This is a genomic window from Roseateles sp. P5_B10 (genome assembly GCF_056400485.1).
Window position 1 is genome coordinate 1 of sequence record NZ_JBFULE010000042.1, and the last position, 18928, is coordinate 18928.

The 18928-nt window shown below is 67.3% G+C and carries 23 protein-coding genes; 6 read left to right on the forward strand and 17 right to left on the reverse strand.

Annotated features, from left to right (window positions below):
- The 4 genes from AC1DU6_RS05195 to AC1DU6_RS05210 all read left to right on the forward strand — a co-directional run.
- Nucleotides 1-417, forward strand: a 417-nt coding sequence (locus AC1DU6_RS05195) for a hypothetical protein (protein WP_477856235.1), incomplete at its 5' end; no start/stop codon positions are given.
- A 337-nt stretch (nucleotides 418-754) separates the two neighbouring features.
- On the forward strand, nucleotides 755-1555 hold the full coding sequence (locus tag AC1DU6_RS05200) for a DUF6348 family protein (RefSeq protein ID WP_477856236.1): 801 nt from the start codon (nucleotides 755-757) through the stop codon (nucleotides 1553-1555).
- Nucleotides 1556-1807: 252 nt separating this feature from the next.
- The gene (locus AC1DU6_RS05205) at nucleotides 1808-2083 is read left to right on the forward strand and encodes a hypothetical protein (RefSeq protein ID WP_457320993.1); all 276 of its coding nucleotides are present in this window, start codon (nucleotides 1808-1810) and stop codon (nucleotides 2081-2083) included.
- 273 nt (nucleotides 2084-2356) lie between these two features.
- Nucleotides 2357-2866 (forward strand): DUF1993 domain-containing protein, encoded by a 510-nt coding sequence (locus AC1DU6_RS05210; protein ID WP_477856237.1) that lies wholly within the window; start codon nucleotides 2357-2359, stop codon nucleotides 2864-2866.
- Between the two features lie 167 nt (nucleotides 2867-3033).
- Here the strand turns inward: AC1DU6_RS05210 and AC1DU6_RS05215 are convergent, their stop codons facing one another.
- The 5 genes from AC1DU6_RS05215 to AC1DU6_RS05235 all read right to left on the reverse strand — a co-directional run bounded on the left by AC1DU6_RS05215 (nucleotide 3034) and on the right by AC1DU6_RS05235 (nucleotide 8107).
- Nucleotides 3034-3678: a glutathione S-transferase family protein gene (locus tag AC1DU6_RS05215; protein ID WP_457320989.1), complete on the reverse strand. Its 645-nt coding sequence runs from the start codon at nucleotides 3676-3678 to the stop codon at nucleotides 3034-3036.
- Between the two features lie 83 nt (nucleotides 3679-3761).
- Nucleotides 3762-4274 (reverse strand): DUF2894 domain-containing protein, encoded by a 513-nt coding sequence (locus AC1DU6_RS05220; RefSeq protein ID WP_457320987.1) that lies wholly within the window; start codon nucleotides 4272-4274, stop codon nucleotides 3762-3764.
- On the reverse strand, nucleotides 4274-4927 hold the full coding sequence (locus AC1DU6_RS05225; protein ID WP_056200408.1) for an OmpA family protein: 654 nt from the start codon (nucleotides 4925-4927) through the stop codon (nucleotides 4274-4276). The genes AC1DU6_RS05220 and AC1DU6_RS05225 overlap by 1 nt, the downstream gene beginning before the upstream one ends.
- Complete coding sequence (locus tag AC1DU6_RS05230) at nucleotides 4920-7433, reverse strand: coiled-coil domain-containing protein (RefSeq protein WP_477856238.1); 2514 nt, start codon at nucleotides 7431-7433, stop codon at nucleotides 4920-4922. Before AC1DU6_RS05230 ends, AC1DU6_RS05225 begins: the two co-directional genes overlap by 8 nt.
- Nucleotides 7433-8107, reverse strand: a complete 675-nt coding sequence (locus AC1DU6_RS05235; RefSeq protein WP_457320983.1) for a DUF3348 family protein — start codon at nucleotides 8105-8107, stop codon at nucleotides 7433-7435. Before AC1DU6_RS05235 ends, AC1DU6_RS05230 begins: the two co-directional genes overlap by 1 nt.
- Before the next feature lie 50 nt (nucleotides 8108-8157).
- On the opposite strand from AC1DU6_RS05235, the gene AC1DU6_RS05240 reads away from it, so the two are divergent.
- Nucleotides 8158-9366, forward strand: coding sequence for a threonine aldolase family protein (locus AC1DU6_RS05240; protein ID WP_477856239.1), 1209 nt, complete (start codon nucleotides 8158-8160; stop codon nucleotides 9364-9366).
- Here the strand turns inward: AC1DU6_RS05240 and AC1DU6_RS05245 are convergent.
- The 7 genes from AC1DU6_RS05245 to trhA form a co-directional block, all read right to left on the reverse strand.
- Entirely contained in the window at nucleotides 9344-10216 is an 873-nt protein-coding gene (locus AC1DU6_RS05245) for an alpha/beta hydrolase (RefSeq protein ID WP_457320980.1), read from the reverse strand. The two genes, AC1DU6_RS05240 and AC1DU6_RS05245, sit on opposite strands and share 23 nt — an antisense overlap.
- A 111-nt stretch (nucleotides 10217-10327) precedes the next feature.
- Entirely contained in the window at nucleotides 10328-10594 is a 267-nt protein-coding gene (infA, locus tag AC1DU6_RS05250) for a translation initiation factor IF-1 (protein ID WP_056200396.1), read from the reverse strand.
- An 88-nt stretch (nucleotides 10595-10682) separates the two neighbouring features.
- Nucleotides 10683-10898 carry a hypothetical protein gene (locus AC1DU6_RS05255; protein WP_082532821.1) on the reverse strand — a complete coding sequence of 72 codons (216 nt, stop codon included), beginning with the start codon at nucleotides 10896-10898 and terminating at the stop codon, nucleotides 10683-10685.
- 77 nt (nucleotides 10899-10975) lie between these two features.
- The gene (locus AC1DU6_RS05260) at nucleotides 10976-11188 is read right to left on the reverse strand and encodes a cold-shock protein (protein ID WP_056200393.1); all 213 of its coding nucleotides are present in this window, start codon (nucleotides 11186-11188) and stop codon (nucleotides 10976-10978) included.
- A gap of 289 nt (nucleotides 11189-11477) precedes the next feature.
- The gene (locus AC1DU6_RS05265; protein ID WP_477856240.1) at nucleotides 11478-11783 is read right to left on the reverse strand and encodes a DUF1330 domain-containing protein; all 306 of its coding nucleotides are present in this window, start codon (nucleotides 11781-11783) and stop codon (nucleotides 11478-11480) included.
- A gap of 46 nt (nucleotides 11784-11829) precedes the next feature.
- On the reverse strand, nucleotides 11830-13422 hold the full coding sequence (locus tag AC1DU6_RS05270; RefSeq protein WP_477856241.1) for a hypothetical protein: 1593 nt from the start codon (nucleotides 13420-13422) through the stop codon (nucleotides 11830-11832).
- A 359-nt stretch (nucleotides 13423-13781) separates the two neighbouring features.
- Nucleotides 13782-14453: a PAQR family membrane homeostasis protein TrhA gene (gene trhA, locus AC1DU6_RS05275; protein WP_477856242.1), complete on the reverse strand. Its 672-nt coding sequence runs from the start codon at nucleotides 14451-14453 to the stop codon at nucleotides 13782-13784.
- A 169-nt stretch (nucleotides 14454-14622) separates the two neighbouring features.
- On the opposite strand from trhA, the gene AC1DU6_RS05280 reads away from it, so the two are divergent.
- Nucleotides 14623-14898: a hypothetical protein gene (locus AC1DU6_RS05280; protein ID WP_477856243.1), complete on the forward strand. Its 276-nt coding sequence runs from the start codon at nucleotides 14623-14625 to the stop codon at nucleotides 14896-14898.
- A gap of 170 nt (nucleotides 14899-15068) precedes the next feature.
- Here the strand turns inward: AC1DU6_RS05280 and AC1DU6_RS05285 are convergent, their stop codons facing one another.
- The 5 genes from AC1DU6_RS05285 to AC1DU6_RS05305 all read right to left on the reverse strand — a co-directional run.
- The gene (locus AC1DU6_RS05285) at nucleotides 15069-15467 is read right to left on the reverse strand and encodes a hypothetical protein (protein WP_157281837.1); all 399 of its coding nucleotides are present in this window, start codon (nucleotides 15465-15467) and stop codon (nucleotides 15069-15071) included.
- A 12-nt stretch (nucleotides 15468-15479) separates the two neighbouring features.
- Nucleotides 15480-16214, reverse strand: a complete 735-nt coding sequence (locus tag AC1DU6_RS05290; protein ID WP_477856244.1) for a hemerythrin domain-containing protein — start codon at nucleotides 16212-16214, stop codon at nucleotides 15480-15482.
- Nucleotides 16215-16419: 205 nt separating this feature from the next.
- Complete coding sequence (locus tag AC1DU6_RS05295; protein ID WP_477856245.1) at nucleotides 16420-16866, reverse strand: hypothetical protein; 447 nt, start codon at nucleotides 16864-16866, stop codon at nucleotides 16420-16422.
- A gap of 191 nt (nucleotides 16867-17057) precedes the next feature.
- On the reverse strand, nucleotides 17058-17894 hold the full coding sequence (locus tag AC1DU6_RS05300; protein ID WP_477856246.1) for a class I SAM-dependent methyltransferase: 837 nt from the start codon (nucleotides 17892-17894) through the stop codon (nucleotides 17058-17060).
- A gap of 53 nt (nucleotides 17895-17947) precedes the next feature.
- On the reverse strand, nucleotides 17948-18928 hold a 981-nt coding region (locus AC1DU6_RS05305; RefSeq protein WP_477856247.1), incomplete at its 5' end, for a hypothetical protein.

An 18928-nucleotide genomic window follows, 5' to 3' on the forward strand; every position in this document is an offset into this window, starting at 1 on the left:
GTGCCACGATGCAGCGCACTGCGCCAGGTGTTTCTTCCGGACGATTTGCGGGCGAGGCGGGCCGATTACTCCGCTAACCTCCCCTACCGGATGGGAGCGGCAGCCGTTGGCATGTTCGCGGGAGTGGCATTCGGGGCGTTGCTCGGAGTGATCACCATTCATATCGCGCCCTTCGTGTTCGGGGGCGCATTTGCCGGCATCGTCACCGGACTGGCGTTTCCCGAATTGGCCATCCGGGGCGCAGAAGCCACGTTTCATTTCTTCGCCGGGCTGCTTGGAGGTGTCCGCGGGTTAGCCCACGATGACCTGGATGAGATCTCCGCTCCGGACGAATCGTCCAGGGATCCCTGGTTGAAGGCTGCCTTCACGTTCGGTGTGGTGTTTTCGCTGGTGATCGCGTTGCTGCTACGCCTCTGACCTTCAAGCTGTACTTGCATGGTCCGTGCCGTCCAAGCCTTCAAGATAGGTGCGACATGGCCAGTGCAGTCCGCCGCGAACGGCGGTTTTCAGGCTGGGTTGCTCTAAAGGCGCTGCATCGACTACGGTATGCCGTCGACTGAAAGCAGGGATCGAGCTCGCGGCTGGACCCGGCCATTTGCTGCCGGTCGCCAGCGACGGCTTTCCGGTACACGACTGGATCAAAGGCGACGCCCTCAGCGCATAAGACGAGCCCGTCGACGGCTTACAAGGCCAGTTTCGATCGCCGGACTACCGATGCCCGAATGAACTTCGGCGCCGCCATCACGACAACGACATGCGATTCATCAGGAGTCTCTTCGGCAAGCGAAGTACGCCCACGCCAAAGCCGTCTGAATTGGTACAGACTGTTGGGCCCGAGTTGACCCCCGAGACTTGGCTGACCGAGCTATTCAAGCGCCACGGGTTAGAGCAGTCACTCCATGACGGCCGGGTACTACCCAACGCCGAACTGCCGGCCATCCGTGGCACTTGGCACCCTGGCGAGACACACGGTCGACTCGACATGCAGGTCCTGGTGCGCGACGGCGTGGTCATCGAGGAGTGCTTCGGCGGCATCGGTGCCGGTGAGGTCGGGTTGTCGGACGGCCTCCAGAGCTTCACGATCAACTCATTCCACGTACTGCTGTCCTCACTCTGGTCTTGCCATGACCCAGAGCAGGTTGAGATCGAGGAGTGGACCATCGCTGGCCAACGGTTCAGCGCGTTCATCGGCAATGTCGGCACGCGAAGCTCTACTTGCGCTCCGCCGTCAATTCCGGTTGACTTGATGCCGCTCCTCGAAACGGCGATCCGGAGCGAGCGGCTCGAGCATGACCTGCACTGGTTCCGCGTTTACGTGGGGCACGTGAATGGCGAATTCACGTTCGAGGCCCTGAAGGACAACGAGCCGTGGTTGGAGGGCGCGAGCATGTTGGCGTCATGCGGATGGGTGGCCCGCGRGGCGTTCTACAGCGCACGACTGTTCATGGTTCTGCGCGCATCTGGCGACGAGACCGTTGGCCTAGCCTGTAAAGGGCAGGCGGCAGCACTACGGGCGCCGTGCGCGTCCTGCTCCACCTCGAACAGACCCAGTTGAGGCGCATGTCGCAGTTCGGTCACATGCCGTCTTCGGCTAAGGTGCACCTTGGAAGACTAGCCCGCGCGATCTCTGAACTGACAGCGAATGCACCACGTAAAGGTTGACAAGGAGCGACCCGACTTCAGAGTCTTCATTGACCTGCTGTTCGGCCCGGGATGGAACGTTGATACGGAAGGAAATTCGCATCCGGTCCACAGCCGCGCTTGGACTTCGCTTTACATCGCAGATCGAACGCGAGGAGAGCCTCCGGTGACGATCGAGGCGAGCGAAAGCGAGTCAGGAATCTTCCAGGTTGAGTCGGCATCGACACGGCTTGAAGAACTGGCGGCGCTCTATCTCTTCTTGTGCAGCGGCTCCGCCATCGCATCATCCCAGGGTCCGCTTGACGATGCTCAACGAGCGGAATTGCAGGCTGGTTACGGGACGGAACTTCAACGAGCGGCCAAGGCTGTGTGGCATCAGTCGTCCGATAGCAACCCCTATCCAAACTTGCCCGCTCTGCAGCGTCCGAACGGTGCGGTCTGATGTCAGCAACGGGTCGCCAGCGGGTTCACGCGAACCCAATCTCGATCCCGTAGATTTGCCGGACGAGACGGACTGCCAGAAGTCCGACGTCCGCGGTGGATCTCGGTCAGCCGCCGCCTACCGCGCGTTCGCACTGACGAGCCCCTTAGCGCGTCCTTACACTGAATTGCGTCGTCCGGCCTTTGCCGTTGGCGCAGCAACTGGGCTTCCAACCCTGTGAGGCGCCCCTCGAATGCCGCCGCCGTCTAGCTTCACTTCTACCAAGGAACGACCATGACCAGTCCGATGTATACCTTCGCCGTTCCCGTCTTCAAGCAAATGCTGGTGGCGCTGAAAGCCGTACTGGCGCAGGCGAGTACGCACGCCTCGGCCCACTCGATTGAGTCCGACGCCTTGCTGCAGGCGCGCCTGTATCCGGACATGTTTGCGTTGGCCAAGCAGGTGCAGATCGCAGCCGACTTTGCGCGTGGAGTATCGGCACGCCTGGCGGGTGTCGAGGCCCCCACCCAGGAGGGACAAGAGAAGAGCTTTGCTGATCTTGACGTCCTATTAGCCCAGACGGTGAGTTTTCTGGATGGCCTGAGCGCAGCGCAGTTCGAAGGCAGCGAAAGCAGAGAGATCATCTTGCGTCCCGGTACACCAAAGGAGAAGCGGCTGATCRGTCAAACCTATCTGGCCAACTACGGCCTGCCGCAGTTCTTCTTTCATGTCACCACTGCTTATGCCATCCTGCGCCACAACGGGATCGCCATCGGCAAGCGTGACTACATGGGCGTGTATTGACTGGCGTTCGATGCTGCGAGCGCCGAGTGAGCTCGCGGTCCTTCGACCATCCAGTTGCCGTAGCTGATTGACAAGCAGGGGCGCGAGCGACTGCTTTGGAGCTATCAATTCAGAGCTGCGAATGTCGCTTCAGGGTCGGCAACTGCCTTAGCTGAACCGCATCGAGCCTAAGCCACAGGCGGCAACTCCGGCGCATCCAGCCCCTCGAACGGATCGGCCCAGGCCGGCAGCGCCATCAGTCTTGCATGCCAGGCCGCCACCGCCGGGTAGTCGCTCAGCGGCAGCCGAGCTACGTCGTTGTAGGGCAGGAAGACGCCCATGCGGAAGTCGGCGTAGGACAGGCCGCTGGCCAGCAGCCAGTCCTGCTTGCTCAGGTGAGCGTTGAGGATGGATGCGGTCGCGTGGAAGCGCTCGGTGCCGCGCGCCACCAGGTCTTCGTCCAGCGCGCCCAGCTTGTAGCGCTGCTTGGTGCCGCGCTCGAAGTGCACCATGTCGCAGGCATGCATGAAGTTGTCGCGGCTCCAGCTGACCCAGCGGATCATGTTCGGCAGCTCAGGCCCGGTGCGCCAGAACTCCGAGCCCACCATCTGCGACAGGCGGCAGGCGATGGCATCCGCCTCGAACAGCGAGCTGCCGTCGGCCTCGACAAGGATGGGCAGGCGCAGCGAGGGGTTGAAGTGGCGGTAGTTGTCTGCTTGGCCGGGGGCCAACGGCGCGGCGAACTCGTAGGTGACCGGCGCGGCCAAATACTTCGCCGCCGCGACGGCCAGGCGTGGGTTGGGGTTGCGGGAGAAGTAGAGGATGGGCGTCATGCGGCAGGCTGGAGGGTTGGCAGCGTTGTCATCTTCGCGCCCGAGCCCTGTCAGATCCTGTCAGCAGCGAACTGCTGTGCGCGTCAACGCCGCCGAGCGGCGGGCTTGCGGGCCGGCCTGGCATCGCTTTCGGCGGCAACCTGCAGCGGCCCGAGTGCGGCCAGTGCATCGATCTGGGTCAGCAGGCGCTGAAGATAGTCGGGCGACAGGGCCTGTAACTGCTGCAGCGCACGGGAGACCAGCACCTGGCTGTTCAGCGGCCCCAGGTGTTCGGGCACCGGTGCGCTGACCTCGGCCATGCGGCGCGTCAGGCGCAGCGCGCTCCAGGTGCGGCGGTGGGCCTGCACATTGCGCAGCTCGGGGCCGGCCTGCAACTGGGCGACAAGCTCGGTCAGTGGGTTTGCGGCGTTCGCAGTCCGCCGAGTCGGCAGCACGACCGGCTCAGCCTCGGCGCGCTGCACCAGCCGCGCAACCAGCCGTTCGCGCAGCGCGCCCGGCGCCAGCGCAGAGGCTCGCCGCGCCAGCGCTTCCAGCACGCGCCGGCGCACCGGATCGGCTTCGGCCCGGGCTTGCACCCAGGCGACGGGGTCGTCCATCACGGGGCCGATGCCGCCGCGCGCTTGGGCCGCGGCGTGGGTGCGATCTCGACGCGTCGGTTCAGCGCGCGGCCCGACGCGTCGTCGTTGGACGCCACCGGCTGCTGGGGCCCGAAGGCAGCGGCAAACACCGCGTCCGGCGGCAGCCCCTCGGCCATCAGCGTGCGCGTCACGGTCAATGCGCGCTGGGCCGACAGCTCCCAGTTGTCACTGAACTTCGGCGCGCCCTTGCCGGTCAGCATGCCGCGGTCATCGGTGAAGCCGCTGACCATCAGGATCTCGTCGCGCTGGGCAAGATAGGTGCGCAGCGGCACGGCCAGGCTCTTGATCAGCGCGCGGCCGTCGGCGTGCAACTGGTCCGAGCCGATGGCGAACAGCACCGCGCCGCTGATGCCGATGCGGCCCTCGACCAGGGTGATGCGGCCGTCGGCCAGCGGGCCGGCCAGCGCACGCTCGAGCGCTTCGCGGCGCGCCTGCTCGGCCTGGCGCTGCTCCACCTCGGCCTTGAGCTGGTTGGCGAGATCCAGCTGGCCCACCAGCGCCGCCGCCAGCACCAGCACGAAGGCACCCAGCACGCCGGCCATCAGGTCGCCGAACGCCGCCCAGGCGGGCGTGCCGACACCTTCCTGCTCGATCTCCAGCGGCTCATCCATTCGCGGCGGCTCCCTGCAGCGCGTCCAGCACCTGCTTCTGTGAGCCGAGGCAAAGGTCGATGACCTCGCGGGCCTGGGCCACGTAATAGCTCAGCTGTTCGTCGCTGCGCGTCATCGCGCTGGAGAGGCGCTCTTCCAGCGCGGCCAGGTGCTGCACCAACTGGGCATTGGCGCCCTGGAACTGCTCCACCGCCGCGCCAAAGCCCTCGCCCAGGCTGCCCATCTCGGCGGCGCTGGCGGCCAAGGTCGTCGCGGCTTCGGCCAGCTTCTCTCCGGTCGCGTCGGCCTGCGCGGTGAAGCGCTGGCCCAGGGCTTCGAGCTGGGTGGCGGAGCTGCCTACCAAGGCATCGATGGCAGCGCGCTGTTCACCAGCGGCCTGCTGCAGCGAGGCCAGCAGCGTCGAGACCGTCTGCATCAGTTCGGCGCGTTCGGCCAGGGCTGCGCGGTCCTGGGCCTGGCTCTGTGCCAATTGCTCGCGCAACGCGGCAACCACTTCGACGGCTGCGCGTGGGGCTTCGCCGGCGGCCTGCAGCAACGCGCCGGCTTCGCTCAGCGTGGTCTTGGCCTGGGCCTCGGTCTGCGCGACCAGTTCGCGGGTGTGCCGCAGCAGGCCATCGGCCAGTTGCTGCTGCTGGGCCAACTGCGTGGCGCCGGCCGACTGCAGCTCGGTGCGCCATGCGGCCAGGCGCTCGGCATCGTGCGCGGCATGGGCCGATTGCAGCTGCGTGTGTGCCTCGGCCAGCGTGGTGACAGCGGCCTGTGTCTGCGCAGCAAAGCCGGCGGTCAGCTCGGTCAAGGCGCTCTGGGCACGTTCGCCGCTGGCGGCCAGCAGTTGCTGCGCGGCTTCGCGCTGGGCGACCAGCAGCTGTTCGTTGGCGGTGCGTTGCCGGGCCAGGGCCTCGGCGTCGACGCGGGCCTCGGTGCGGCGTTCGCTGTCCAGTTCGGCCTGCAGCGCCGCGTGGCGGGTCTGCGTGTCGGCGATGCGGTCCAGCAGGTCCTTGGTCTGCGCGGCGAAGCCAGTGGTCAGCGCGGTCAGCGCGTTCTGGGCGCGCTCGCCGCTGTCGGCCAGCAGCTGTTGCGCGGCCTCGCGCTGGGCGGCCAGCAACTGCTCGTTGGCGGCGCGCTGCTGTGCGAGCGCCTCGGCGTCGGCCTGGGACTCGGCGCGGCGCTGCGTGTCCAGCTCGGCTTGCAGGGCCTGCTGCCGGGCTTGCGCCTCGGCCATGTGGTCCAGCAGCGTCTGCGTCTGTGCGGCAAAGCGCCCGGCGGTGTCGGCGATGGCTTGCTGGGCGGCGGCACGTTGCTCGGCCAGCGCCTCAATCTGACGGCCCAACGCGGCGGCGCGGGCAGTGTCGGCTTGCGCCTGTGCGGCCAACAGGTCTTGCGCCTGCGCGGCCCAGCGTTCACCCAGGCGATCCACCGCCTGCTGCGTTGCAGTGCTCGTGTCGGCCAGCAGTTTCAGTGCGGCCTCGCGCTGCTGGGCGAGGCCCTCCGCCTGTGCCTTGGCCGTGGCCTCGCCCTGCTGGGCGATCTGCGCTACGCCGGCTTCGAAGCGACTGCTCAGCGCGCCGAGCTGGCCGGCCACCTGCGTGCCCACGCGCTCATGCAGGGCGGCGGCCTCGCGGGCGATGCCGGCCATTGCGGCCTCGGCGGCGGGCTGGATGGCGGCGCCGGCCAGGCGGGCGCTCTCGGCCAGGCTGCTGCGCAGCGTCGTGTCCACGCTGGCGGCCAGGGCGGTGTAGGCCTTACTCGTCTCGCCATGGAAGCGGTCGTTCTGCGCGGCGAGCTGGTCGGCCATCTGCTGGGCGTACCGCTGCAACTGGGCGACGAGTTCAAGCTGACGCTGCTGCGCTGCTTCAGCCGCGGCAGCTTCGGCGGCCTGCTGCTCCAGTGCGCGGCGGTGCGCGGCGGTCAGCGGGCGCAGCTTGCCGAGCAGGGCGGTGTCGAGCTGGCCCGACACGGCCGCGCGTTCGCGCCTTGCCAGCGCCACCATCAGGCCCAGCATGGCCGAGCCCGTCACGCCGGCCACGCTGGCGCTGAAGGCCAGGCCCAGGCCCTGCACCGGCGCGCCCAGTGCGGTGCGCAGTGCGGCCAGGTCGGCCGTCTGGCCCAGGGCACTGGCCGTGCTGCTCAATGTGATGACCAGGCCGATGAAGGTGCCCAGCATGCCCAGCAGCACCAGCAGGCCGGCCAGTGCCGGCGCGAGTGCCAGGCCGGGCAGGGCCACGCGCAGGCCTTCCAGGCGCTGCTGCACGCTGGCACGCAGGGCGGCGGGCAATGCCGCGACCCAACCCTCTTTCGGCTCGGCGTCCAGCGCGGCATCCAGCTCGCGGCTGCTGCGGCGAAAGGCGGTCAGCTCCCAGATGCCGATGGCAAAGAAGGCCGCGATCAGCAGCGTCATTGCCAGCGCCACCGGGTGGTGGCGGGCGGCGGCCAGCGCGGCGCCGGCAATGCCCGCGAGGCCGGCGGCCAGGGCGAGGGAATAGAGGGCGTTCAGGAAGCGGTTCATCAGGAATCAGCTTGATGCAGGGCTTCAATGAGCCCCTGCACCGGTTGCAATCTCAGGTCCAGCTCGGCGCGCAGCGCGCGCTGCAGGTCGGCCCAGAAGCGGGTGCGCCAGCGGCGCGGGTCGGTGGCGTGATGATCTGTCGCGCGTTTCGTCAGCAGGGCGGGCAGGCCGGCCAGCAGCGGGCGCTCCTGCGCGACGATGGCGCGTTCGAACACCGCGTCCAGCTGCGCCAGCCGGGCCAGCGCCCCCGAGGCTTCGGCCAGCCGGGGGCGCAGGCGCTCGCGCAGTGTGGCCACGCGCGCGGCCATGCTGCGCTGCTGCTGGGCGTGGTGCAGGCGGTAGGGCGCCAGCAGGTCGGCCAGCGGCACGCCTTCTGGCGCGGATTCGGCGGATTCGCGCGCCAGCAGGGCGTCGTCGAAGGCGGCGGTCAGCTCTTCCTGCAGGCGGGCCAGTGCGGCGTCGGCCCAGTCCACCGCTTCGCGGCGGGCGGCGACGTTGGCGCCGGCTGCAGGCGCTGTGGCCAGCAATTGGGACAGGCCGATGGCCTCCGCCCAGCCCAGCCAGCCGCCCAGGCGCTCGGCCACGGGTGCTGCCGCCACCGGCGCGACGCCCCATTGCAGCAGCAGCCGGGCCAGGGGCTCGGGTGCGAGGGGCTGCGGTGAGAGGGCTTGCATGGGGCTGGCGCGCCTGTACGGCGCGCGCGAGGAAAAAGGGCGAGAGTTTAGTGAACCCCGATCAAAAGGGCATTCCCGCCCGGCGCGGCGCTGTCGCCAGCGTCGGCTTCGAGAGGCAGGCGACACTCCCGGCCATGCCCTCTGCCAGCTACTCCAACACCACCCTCAACGCCGACACCGAACTGCGCAAGCGCTGCACCCGCTGGCTCAATGGCCACCGCCCGCCGCTGTCCATACGCGAGTCCCTGCTGGCGCTGGCCGAACTGCCCGAAGCCGAGTTGCCGCTGGACGTCTACGGCCAGGGTCAGGCCATCCAGGCGCTGGAGGCCGAGGTGGCCGCCCTGCTCGGCAAGCCGGCCGCGCGCTTCATGCACAAGGGCGTGGCCGCCCAGCTTGCGGCGCTGCGCGTGCACTGCGGTGAGGGCGACGGCCCGGTGGCGCTGCACCCGCAAAGCCATATCGCCATCGACGAGGCCGAGGCCTTCGAGAAGCTGCTGGGCTTGCGCGGCCTGCGCATCGGCATGACGGACGAGCCCTTCGGCACCGCGCAACTGGCTTCGCTGCCCGGCCAGCCGGCGGTCGTTGTGGTCGAACTGCCGCTGCGCCGGGCCGGCTACCGCCTGCCCGAGTGGGACGAACTCATGGCCATCAGCGCCTGGTGCCGCGCGGCGGGTGTGCCGCTGCATTTCGACGGCGCGCGGCTCTGGGAGGCTTCGGCCCACTACGGCCGGCCGCTGGCCGAGATTGCCGCGCTGGCGGATTCGGTCTACGTGTCCTTCTACAAGGGCCTGGGCGGCCTGGYCGGCTGCGTGCTGGCCGGCAGCGAGGATTTCATCGCCCAGATCGCGCCCTGGCAGACCCGCCTGGCGGGCAACCTTTTCACCGTTCACCCCTACGTGCTGAGCGCGCTGCAGGGCCTGCGCACGCAGTTGCCGCGCATGCCCGCCTACCGCGAGCGCGCGCAGGCGCTGGCCGCCTTGCTGGCGGCCGAACCTGGCTGGCGCGTGGCGCCCGAGAAGCCGCAGGTCAATGCCTTCCAGCTGCACCTGCCAGTGGCACCCGAAGCGTTGCGCGAAGGCTTGCTGGAGGTGGCCCGGCGCGACGGCTTCTGGCTGGGCGCACGGACGGTGGCCTCGCATGTGCTGGCGGGCGGTGCGATGGTGGAGGTCGTCATCGGCGACGCCGCCGACAGCTGGACCGACCATGAGGCCCTGGCCGCGCTGCGGCGGGCGGTGCTCAGCGCTCAGGCGGGCCGTTGACGAAACCTGTCACGTCTTCCAGCACCGGCGCCAGCCAGCGCAGCGGCGCACCGAAGGCGGCAATCAGCGTCGTGTGGCCGACGCGGTCGTAGAACTTCACCGTCACCGGCACGCCGAAGGTTTTCAGCCGCGTCGCCAGGCCCTGGGTGCTGCGTTGCGGGTTGACCAGTGAGTCGTCTCTTGCCGCACCCAGGAAGCTGCGCGGCGCGGCCTTGCTGGCATGTTCCAGCGGTTGGGTGCCGGGCGGGTAGTCGGGGTGGAAGAACACCGGCTTCGCGTCGGGGTTCTCGATGGGCAGGAAGTCGTAGGGCCCGGCCAGGCCGATGAAGCCGGCCAGYTCGCGTGGCGTGTGGCCGGCCTGCTTGAGCCAGCGCGGGTCCAGCGCCAGCATGGCGGCGTTGTAGGCGCCGGCGCTGTGGCCCATGACGAAGACCCGCCGCGGGTTGCCGCCCAGGCCCGCGGCGTGGCTCAGGCTCCAGGCCAGCGCTGCGGCGCTGTCGCGCAGGAAGTCGGGGTAGCGCACCTCCGGGTAGAGGCGGTAGTCGGCCACCAGCGTCAGGATGCCGCGCGAGGCCAGCGCCTCGCCGACGAAGGCGTAGTCGCCGCGCTTGCCGCGGTTCCAGGCGCCGCCGTAGAAGAACACCACCACCGGCCAGCCCTCACGCGGCGCCGCGCGGGCCGGCTGGTACACGTCCAGCTGCTGGCGCGGCCCCGGCCCGTAGGCCAGGCCGGCCGTGCGCGTGTGCGTGTGGACGGGCGCAAGCACGTTCAGCGCCTTCACCGGCGCGTAGGCCACCAGCACCCCCGCCAACAGCAGGGCGCCGAGCAGGAAGAGGGTGGCTTTCAACATGGGAACGCAGAGCCTACGCGGTGGGCGCGAGCTTGGATGTTGCAAGCGCACCAATGGAAACGGCCGCCAGGCATGCCATGGCGGCCGATTCGGGGTTTAAGCCGCGAGGGCTCAGCGGCGCTGCTGGCTGCCACCACCGGACGGCGGCGGGCCGCGACGCTCCAGGTGGCGGAAGGTGATGCGGCCCTTGCTCAGGTCATAGGGCGACATCTCCAGCGACACGTTGTCGCCGGCCAGGATGCGGATGTGATGCTTGCGCATCTTGCCGCCCGTGTAGGCGATGACCTTGTGGCCATTCGACAGCGTCACGCGAAAGCGCGAGTCGGGCAGGATTTCATCCACGACGCCTTGCATTTCGATCAGTTCTTCTTTGGCCAAGTGTGGGGCTCCGTTGCGAAAGTTAGACGGGAGGCCGAGCACGTGGCCGTGCCGGCGTCTGATGCGGCCGGTGACCGCCGCGCGCTCCTCAATGGCAGCGCGCCCAGGCAAGGCCTTCATTCCGCGCGTAGTGCAATGCTGCCTGCGGGCTGATGAACTGTGGCGTGAAACGCATGATGCGATCCACGCTGGCCATGCCGCGACCGGAGCGGATCGACACCAGGGCGTCGAAACCGCCGCCCTCGCGGGCTTGGGTCATGGGTGAAACCAAAAAGCGTCCCACCTCGATATTGTTATTGTTCATGTTGTTCTTCTTTTTGTGGGGCTCCCGCGCCGGTCTTTGCCGGCGGCGGTTGGGCGCCCAAGGCGCCCTTGCACAAATTACAGCGTGCGGATGTTCGAGGCTTGCGGGCCCTTGGCACCTTGGGTCGATTCAAACGACACCTTGGCACCTTCGGCCAGCGAGCGGAAGCCGCCAGCGTTCTTGATTTCGCTGTGGTGGGCGAAGAGGTCCTTGCCGCCGTTGTCAGGCGTGATGAAGCCGAAGCCCTTGCCGTCGTCGAACCATTTCACGGTGCCGGTTTCTGTAGTCATGGTGTTCCTTTTTGGAATGTATAGATGGAAAAAATACTCCGTCGGCGTCATGCCGTGCGGAGACAGAAACACTCAAGAACACTCACCGGGGAGTTGCTGAAGCGAGCCGCTCGCAAGAAGGGCCAGGGGGTGGCCAGCGGGGCTGCAGATAAGACCTTGAGGAAACGGTCTTGTGCGAATCTATGCGGCGAATGTACCACGCCGCCCCAAAGCCCTTGTAGGACAGCGGCGCAGCAACCTGCCTGCGGCGTCGTTAGGTCACGGTTGCAGCCTTTAATCGCTCACCGGTTCAACCCGGCTGCGGCCCGTCATAGCCCTCGACGATGACGATGTCCGCCTCGGCCGCGGCCTGGCGCAGCGTGATCTGGGGCGCGTACTCCGGCGAGTTGTAGCAGGCCAGCGCCACCTCGTAGCTCGGGAACTCGATCACCACATTGCGGCCGCGGCAGGTGCCCTCGGGGTTGTCGAACTGGCCGGCGCGCACGAGAAAGYGGCCGCCGAACTTGGCGAACACCGCGTCGTTGCGCTGCACGTAGAGCTTGTATTGCTCGGGGTCGTTGACGTCGACGCGGGCGATCCAGTAAGCCTTGGGCATGGGGGGCACTCCAGCTGAAGTTCGGGTCAGGCCCCAGTGTGACGCGTCATCGCGCCGTCCGCCGGGCGGGTTGCGTCGCCGCCTGGAACGCGGGCTTGCCCCCAAGCTGCGCCGCCGCCGCGGGGCCGCCGGTTACCAAGAGTTCGGCGAGGGCCACGCCCGACTGGCCCTTGCCGTCCAGCACTTCGTAGGCCACGACGACCTTGCTGTTGTTGGGCGTGCTGGCCGATGGCGTGACCTTGCAGGCACCGTTGGCGAGGAATTCGATGCTGGCGCTGGCCTGCCCATAGATCTGCTTGCATGTCCGCAGCCATTCGCCACCGTTCGCGGTGGTGCTGCCCGCGTCCTGGATCATCACGGCCTGGCCGGCCGTGGCCGTGGTGGGCGCAGTGACCCTGACCACCGGCGGCGACATTGGCGTGTAGCGGAGCCACAGCCGCAGATAGCTGCCTTGCAGCTCGCCACCGCCCTCGGTGCAGCCAATGTGCAGCGTGACGGCGCCACGGTTCACCGTCGTCAGCTGGGTGGGGTCGCGGTCCATCTCGGCCACCAGGGCTTCCCATTCGGAGGAGTTGCACCCGTGGCCGGCATAGCTGGCGCTGGCTGCCGGGCGGGCCCCCGGCTCGAAGCCGGCCCGCAGGTTGCCGGCATAGCTGCCCGGCGTGAGCGCAAGTCCGGCCGTGTTCGACAGCACCAGCTCCATGCTGTCATAGGCAGCATTGCCGTTGGGGTTGAACACCCAGCGAATGCGCTCCGCCGTCTGGTCGGCAAAGATGGCCTCGGTCCCGCCCTTGACCGGGACATCGAACACGCCATCCGATTCCGACATGCGCAAGTCGCTACCGCTCGAGACGTGGCCGCTGCCCCAGATGTCGGCCCGCGACTGCGTGTCCTGCCAACTGCGCACGGTAATGGTCAGATCGGCCGTCGCCGACTTGCCGGACTCCGAGACCGCCGTCAGCCTGAACTTCGCCTGCGCGCCGCCCTTGGCCACCAGCGGCGTGTAGGTGTCGCAGATGCCCAGCCGGCAATTGGACAGGTCGAAGCTCGGCCCCGACAGCTGGGTCCATTCGATGGAGCGCAACCTGCTGGCAGGGTTCCAGGAGAGCGAGCCGTCCAGGCGCAGGGATTCGCCCTCGTTCAGCGTGCGGTCAGCGCCGGCCACGGCGAAGCTGCGGTCCAGGGCCGCGGCCACGGCCGACCGGTAGCGGATGGCGCCGCTCACGTAGGCGGCATAGCCCAGCGAGCATTCGGCCGTGAAATCCGCGGCCAGACTGCTCAGGCTGCCATCGGCCGCATAGGCCACGTCGTGCACCACGTAGGCGCCATTGCTGGGGCGGCAGTTGGGCGAATCCAGCGTGCCCACGGAGCTGGACGCCATCGGCCAGATGGCGTGCGGCACCAGCCCAACCTGCAGCTTCAGCGCCGGCGCAGTCGTGCCGAGGAAGAGCCCGCTCTGCGGCTGCGGGCCGATCCAGAAGATGCCACCACCCGTGGCGAACTGGTTCATCCACGTGTACTGCGTCAGCACCGGCTCGGTCGCGTCGAACATGTTCATCGTCGTGCCGCTGGCCGACGCCAGCGGGTTGCCGCCGAAGTTGCGCTGCCAGATGTAGCTGGCCGCCGATGTCGCGGGCACGGGCTCGAAGGCCGCGGGTGCTGGAGCCGGGGCGGGTGCCGGGGCAGGCGCTGGGGCGGGCGCTGGTGCCGGTGCAGGCGTTGGAGCTGGGGCGGGCGCAGGTGCCGGTGAGGGGGCAGGTGCAGGTGCAGGTGCGGGTGCGGGTGCGGGTGCAGAACCACCGCCCCCGCCCCCGCCGCAGGCGGACRGGGCGGCCACCATGGCAGTGGCGCCCATGCCCAGGCGCCAACGGCCGGCCGAGCGCGCCAGCGGCGCCGGGCACGGGTCTGGAATCGACATGCTTGTTATCTCCCTGACTCCGCCTCCGGCGGGCACTTCAGTTTGTCGTGCCTGAACGCGCCCGATGGCTCGCGCGCAGTCTAGGTGTAGGCGTAGAACAGCGCCGCGAAGAAGTGGCAGGCGCTGCCGCCCAGCACGAACAGGTGCCAGACGAAGTGCGAGTAGCGCACCCGGTTGTCCAGCAGGAAGACGAACGCCCCCAGCGTGTAGCTCAGGCCGCCGGCGATCAGCAGCGTGAGGCCCGCGGCCGGCAGGCTGTTCACCAGCGGCCCGGCCGCGAACACCACCACCCAGCCCATGGCCAGATACAGGCCCGTGGACACGAAGCGGTGCTTGAGCCGGTTCAGCAGCTTGATCGCCACGCCGAACGCTGCCGCGGCCCAGACGGCGATCAACAGCGTCACGCCCGGCCCGGTGTGCAGCACGCCCAGCGTGAAGGGCGTGTAGCTGCCGGCGATGAAGACGTAGATGGCCGCGTGGTCCAGCCGCAGCAGCACCGCCTTGGCGCGGCCCTGCCACAGGCTGTTCGGCAGGGCGTGATACAGCGTCGAGATGCCGTACAGCAGGATCATCGTGGCCGCGAAGATCGCCGCGGCCACCACATCGGCCGTGCCGCCATGGTTCATCGCGCGGATCACCAGGATGGGCAGGGCTGCGATGGCCAGCACCACGCCCAGGCCGTGGCTGATGGCATTGGCGATCTCTTCACCGAGGGTCTGGTCGCGGTCGGGGGTGGGGGTGGTGTGCAACATGAGGGTCGTCTCGTACTGCTGAGCGATGAGCCAAGCATGCCAGCGTGGCATGACGGTTCCGACCCAAGGTTTGAGGGGGTTGAAAAAGCACGAGCACTGCGTTTGACCCGCATCAAACGCGGCGCAGTCGCGGCGGCGCAAGCTGGCGCCAACCCGTTGGAGTCGCCGCATGAAGCCATTCACCCCCGCCCTCGCCCTGGTGCTCGCCCTGGCGGGCTGCGCCGCTTCCGTGCCGCCGGGCCATGGCGCCCACACCGCTGCGGCCGACGGCGCACGCAAAGAAGACGGCAAGGGTGGCGGCAAGGGCGGCGGCATGATGGACGAGATGTGCAAGCGCCACGCCGCAGAACCCGGCCGCGCCGCCAGCGCGCCTGGCAGCATGATGGACAAGCACTGCCAGGCCCGGGCCGAGGTGCCCGCCGGCGCGGCTTCGCACGCGCACTGAAAGCCGCTCGGCGGCGCACTCCTGGCCACACTCAACGAGCGTTGCGACGGGGTCCTGCCCTCCAGCAGCGCGCTGGCGGTGCCCAACCTGTGCTGGGGCACGGGGGGCCGCCGCTCAGCACAAGTGCGGGCGCGGGCGGCTGAAGCTGCAGGTCTGCGGCGAGCTGGAGCTCAGGCAGCCCTGAGCTTGGCGCCGGTGCCGCGCCAGACGTTGGCGGCAAAGGCCAGCACCGCCACCCCCACCACCACCGAGCCCAGCCCCACTAGCGGCCCGGCCGCTGTATTGCCGCGCATCAGCGCCGCCAGCGCCGACAGCATCACCGGCAGCGCCAGCTGGTGCAGCCAGAACTGCAGCGCCACCAGCCGCGGGCTCAGCGTGTCGGCCAACTGCTGCACCACCAGGCCGAAGCCCAGCATGCTCGCCCAGCCCAGCAGGTTGACGTGGGCATGCACCGAGCGCAACCCGAAGTCGTGCGTCGCGCCCATGTAATTGCCCAGTGACACGCCCACCACGAGGTAGAGCGCAGCCATGCGAAGCCACCAGGCGCCATAGCGTTTGTTGTTGTTCATCATGGGCCTCCGTCAGGCCGCCAGGCCAGGTGCAACCGGCAGGCCCAGGCCGCGCGCCAGCGCAGCCCAGTCGTCGTCGTTGAGGCGCTCGCGCGCCATGGCCAGCACCGCGCCAAACACCGGCGCCGGCGCGTTGGCACGCATGCCGGCCAACATTCCCAAGCGCTCCGCCGGCGCCAGGGCCGGCAGCATCCAGCGCAGCGACGCCATCGTCTCGGCGGGCGACAGCGCGGCCAGGATCTGGCCGTGGATGGCCATGATGCCGGCATCGTCCAGATGCGCCCACAACACCGCGTTGTGCTCGGTCTCCTCCAGGTGCATGTGCGCCAGGTTGTGGGCCGCGAACAGGCTCACCGCGTGGTACAGCGCCTGGCAGGCCCCTGCGCGATCCTGCGCCGGCCAATCGGCCAGCGCGCGGGCATGGGTGCGCAGCGCCTCGATGTCGCGCTCATGCGCCACGTGCTCGGTCGCGACGCGCTGGCTGGTGCCCGGCTGCGCGCGCTCCAGCGCGGGATGCACGAAGGCGTCCTCGTGCTTCAGGTGCGACGCGCAGAAATCCGCCGCCGCCTCGACCTTGCTGGCCAGCTGCTGCAGCGACGCCGGGTCGCCCGGGTCGACGCGCCCGGCGCTGGTGACCAGGTCGGCGAGCATCAGCCGAAGGCCCTTGTGGATGCTGGCGTAGATGTCAAAACGCGGCGCCGTGGCCGTGCCGCGAACGGCGAGGATTTCTTGCAGTGAGGTGTGCATCTCGGATTCCCTGGGTGGTGTGTCGAATGGCTCGCTGCGCCTGGCATCGAACCGTGCAGTCACTGTAGGAATCGGGGCGGCGGCGCGCCGCTAAATGCTTGCTAGCCGAACCTTAAGAGTTTGCTAAGTGCTCGTGAGCATTGGTATTTTTTCCATCCAAGCCGTGCCGGAGGGCATGCTGGCACAGCTGAATGGGCGGGCTGCCTTACTTCAGCACCAGCTCCTGCAACTCCATGCCGCCCGCCAGCTTGCGCATCACCTTGCGCTCGCCGGAGGCCGCGTCCATCTTGTGCTGGTCCATGGCCATGAAGGCCTCGTACTTCTTCTGCACTTCCAGCTGCTGCGCGGTCGTCAGATAGTCCTTGGACTCGATGGCCAGGATCAGGTCGGGCTCGCCCTCGCGCGCGTTGTTCACCGAGAACACGTGGTAGGACAGGATGTAGCCCTCCTTCTTGCCGAACTCGTTGGACTTCTTCCAGGTCTTGGCCAGGAAGTCCATGTAGTTCTCGAACTGCCCGGGCTCGACCTTGATATGGGAGAAGTTCCACACCGTGCCCGGCTTGTAGCTGGAGTCCTGGGCGGATGCCGCAGTGCCAACCAKCATCAAACCTGCCGCCAACAGCCCCGTCAGCATGTGCTTTGCGTAGTTCATTTTGAAGTTCTCCTCACCGTCGACGCCGGTGAATGCGTTCGCGCGGTGGTGCGCCGGCGCACTGTGCGCCCGCGGCCCCGTTTGCGGTGAGGTGGGCGGCGCCAGGGTGGCGAAGCGTCCTTCATCTTCAGGATGATCGGGGGGGCAGGAGGGGCGGGCGCCCGCGCCCGTGGCCTGGATGCGCCGTCAGTTCAAGCTTCGGCCACCAGCACGAAGGCCGGGGCCCAGAAGTAGTCGCTGATGTGCGCCACGCGCGTCACGCGCCAGCCCAGGGCTTCGAGCTTCTCGCGCCACACCGGCATCGGGTGCTCCCAGTTCGTCGCGGCGGTCTGCGCGTCGAGTTGGCCGAGGAACATGGGGATCAGGAAGCCCTGCGCGACCAGCTCGCGCGTAGCGCCTTCGTACTCGCCCAAGGCGCGTTCGTAGCGCTGCGCGAGCGAAGCGATGTAGTCGTCCGTGCCGCGCTGAAGGTCGGGAATGTCGAACTCCACGATCACCAGCCGCTTCACGTGGGCACGCAGCCGCGCCAGGCCGGTCCAGCGTTCGGGCTCGGGAATGGCTTGCAGCGCGAAGGTGGCTTGGGCGAGGTCCCAGCGCGCATCAGGCCCGAGCTTGGCGGCGAAGGCGCCCAGGCCCTCGTTCAGCGCCTGCATGGGCAGTGTGGGCTGTTCGGCTTGGGCGCGCGCCACGGCGCTGGCCAGCAGCGCGCTCGCGGGCTCCACGAGCGTCAGGCGCTCCAGTGCGTGCGGGTGGGCCGTGGCGGCCAGGGCCGGGAAGAGGGCATGGCCGTCGCCGCAGCCGATGTCGAGCAGGGACTGCACGGCCCGCGTGTAGTGGCTTGCCAGCTCCGCGCTGACGCGCTCATACAGCGGCACATTGCCGCCGCCGCGGATGAAGGCTTCGAAGGCGGCGGGGGAGGTGTAGACCGGGGTGTCCTGGGCACGATTTGCATGCTGACTGAGGGCGACGGTCAGCAGCGGGAGGTCAGCGGCTGCGCGTTGGAGCGGGGCATTCAGATGAATTGCCATGCTGGACTTTTGATTTGATAACTGACCCTAGCCCAACCCCAGCGCACGCCCTGTTAGCGGCTAGGGTAAATAAGCGAGGACTTTCGAATCGCTTCGTCTTTGTCTCCGGCACTTAAGTCAATTATTTGAAATTCATGAACTTTACGTGCCGCCGTGTATTGACTAAGGTCAAGCATGTAGGCTTCATATAGCTCGCCTGCAGCGCCCTTCTTTAAAGTGACACGTGACTTTACTGGGTGGATCAGTCTAAGGTCGATAAGAAGATCAATCGCGTCCCGCGTGGGACCATTTAGTTTCTGGGAGACTAGAAAAACATTGCACTTGGATTTTTCTGTGCAGAATGTTGCCAATAGTTTGAAGGCGTTTTCAAGAATTTCGCGCTCGGAATCTGTATCAAGCTTGAATTCTTCTTGCTTCAATGGGGCGTAGTCACCAGTTGCCAGGTTTACGTCCTCCGCTCCAATCTTGGGGCCGCGATGGTGAGATTTATCTCTATTCTGAGCTTGTAGAATTGCTTTTGCAAATATCCCAATGAAATCTCTCGTTACTCCACCCGAAGCGATTATTAGTCTGTCAATGGCAGTGGGATTAAGTAGCCCGCTGATGCTTAGTGGCGGCGTTTCTGAAATTAGATTCGACAGGATCGATCGCAAGAAGGTTTTCAAAGAGCCAAACTTTTCCAGCGACATGTCAAGGTCAATGTCTTTGGCATCGTCGCCGAGTTTCATGCCTACGGGCGGGTCTGAATGTTCGTACCACTGAGTTCTGTGTTTTATGGTGCCGATCTTCAGCCAAAGACTGTTGCCCTTTGCGACTCGGTGAAAATAGTCGATCACCTTCGCTTGGTCCGCCTTCTTAATATGGTATAGGTCGTCAAGAATTAGAAAAGCAGGTCCGCTTGAGAGGGCCGATAGGTCTTGAAAGAATCTTTGAAAGTCCAGTATATTTTGGTGGAGATACTCGATTTTATGAGATGTGTACCTAGACTGATTTTCCGTTGAGCCGGTATTTTTTGATGAAGCCTCGATTTTTGC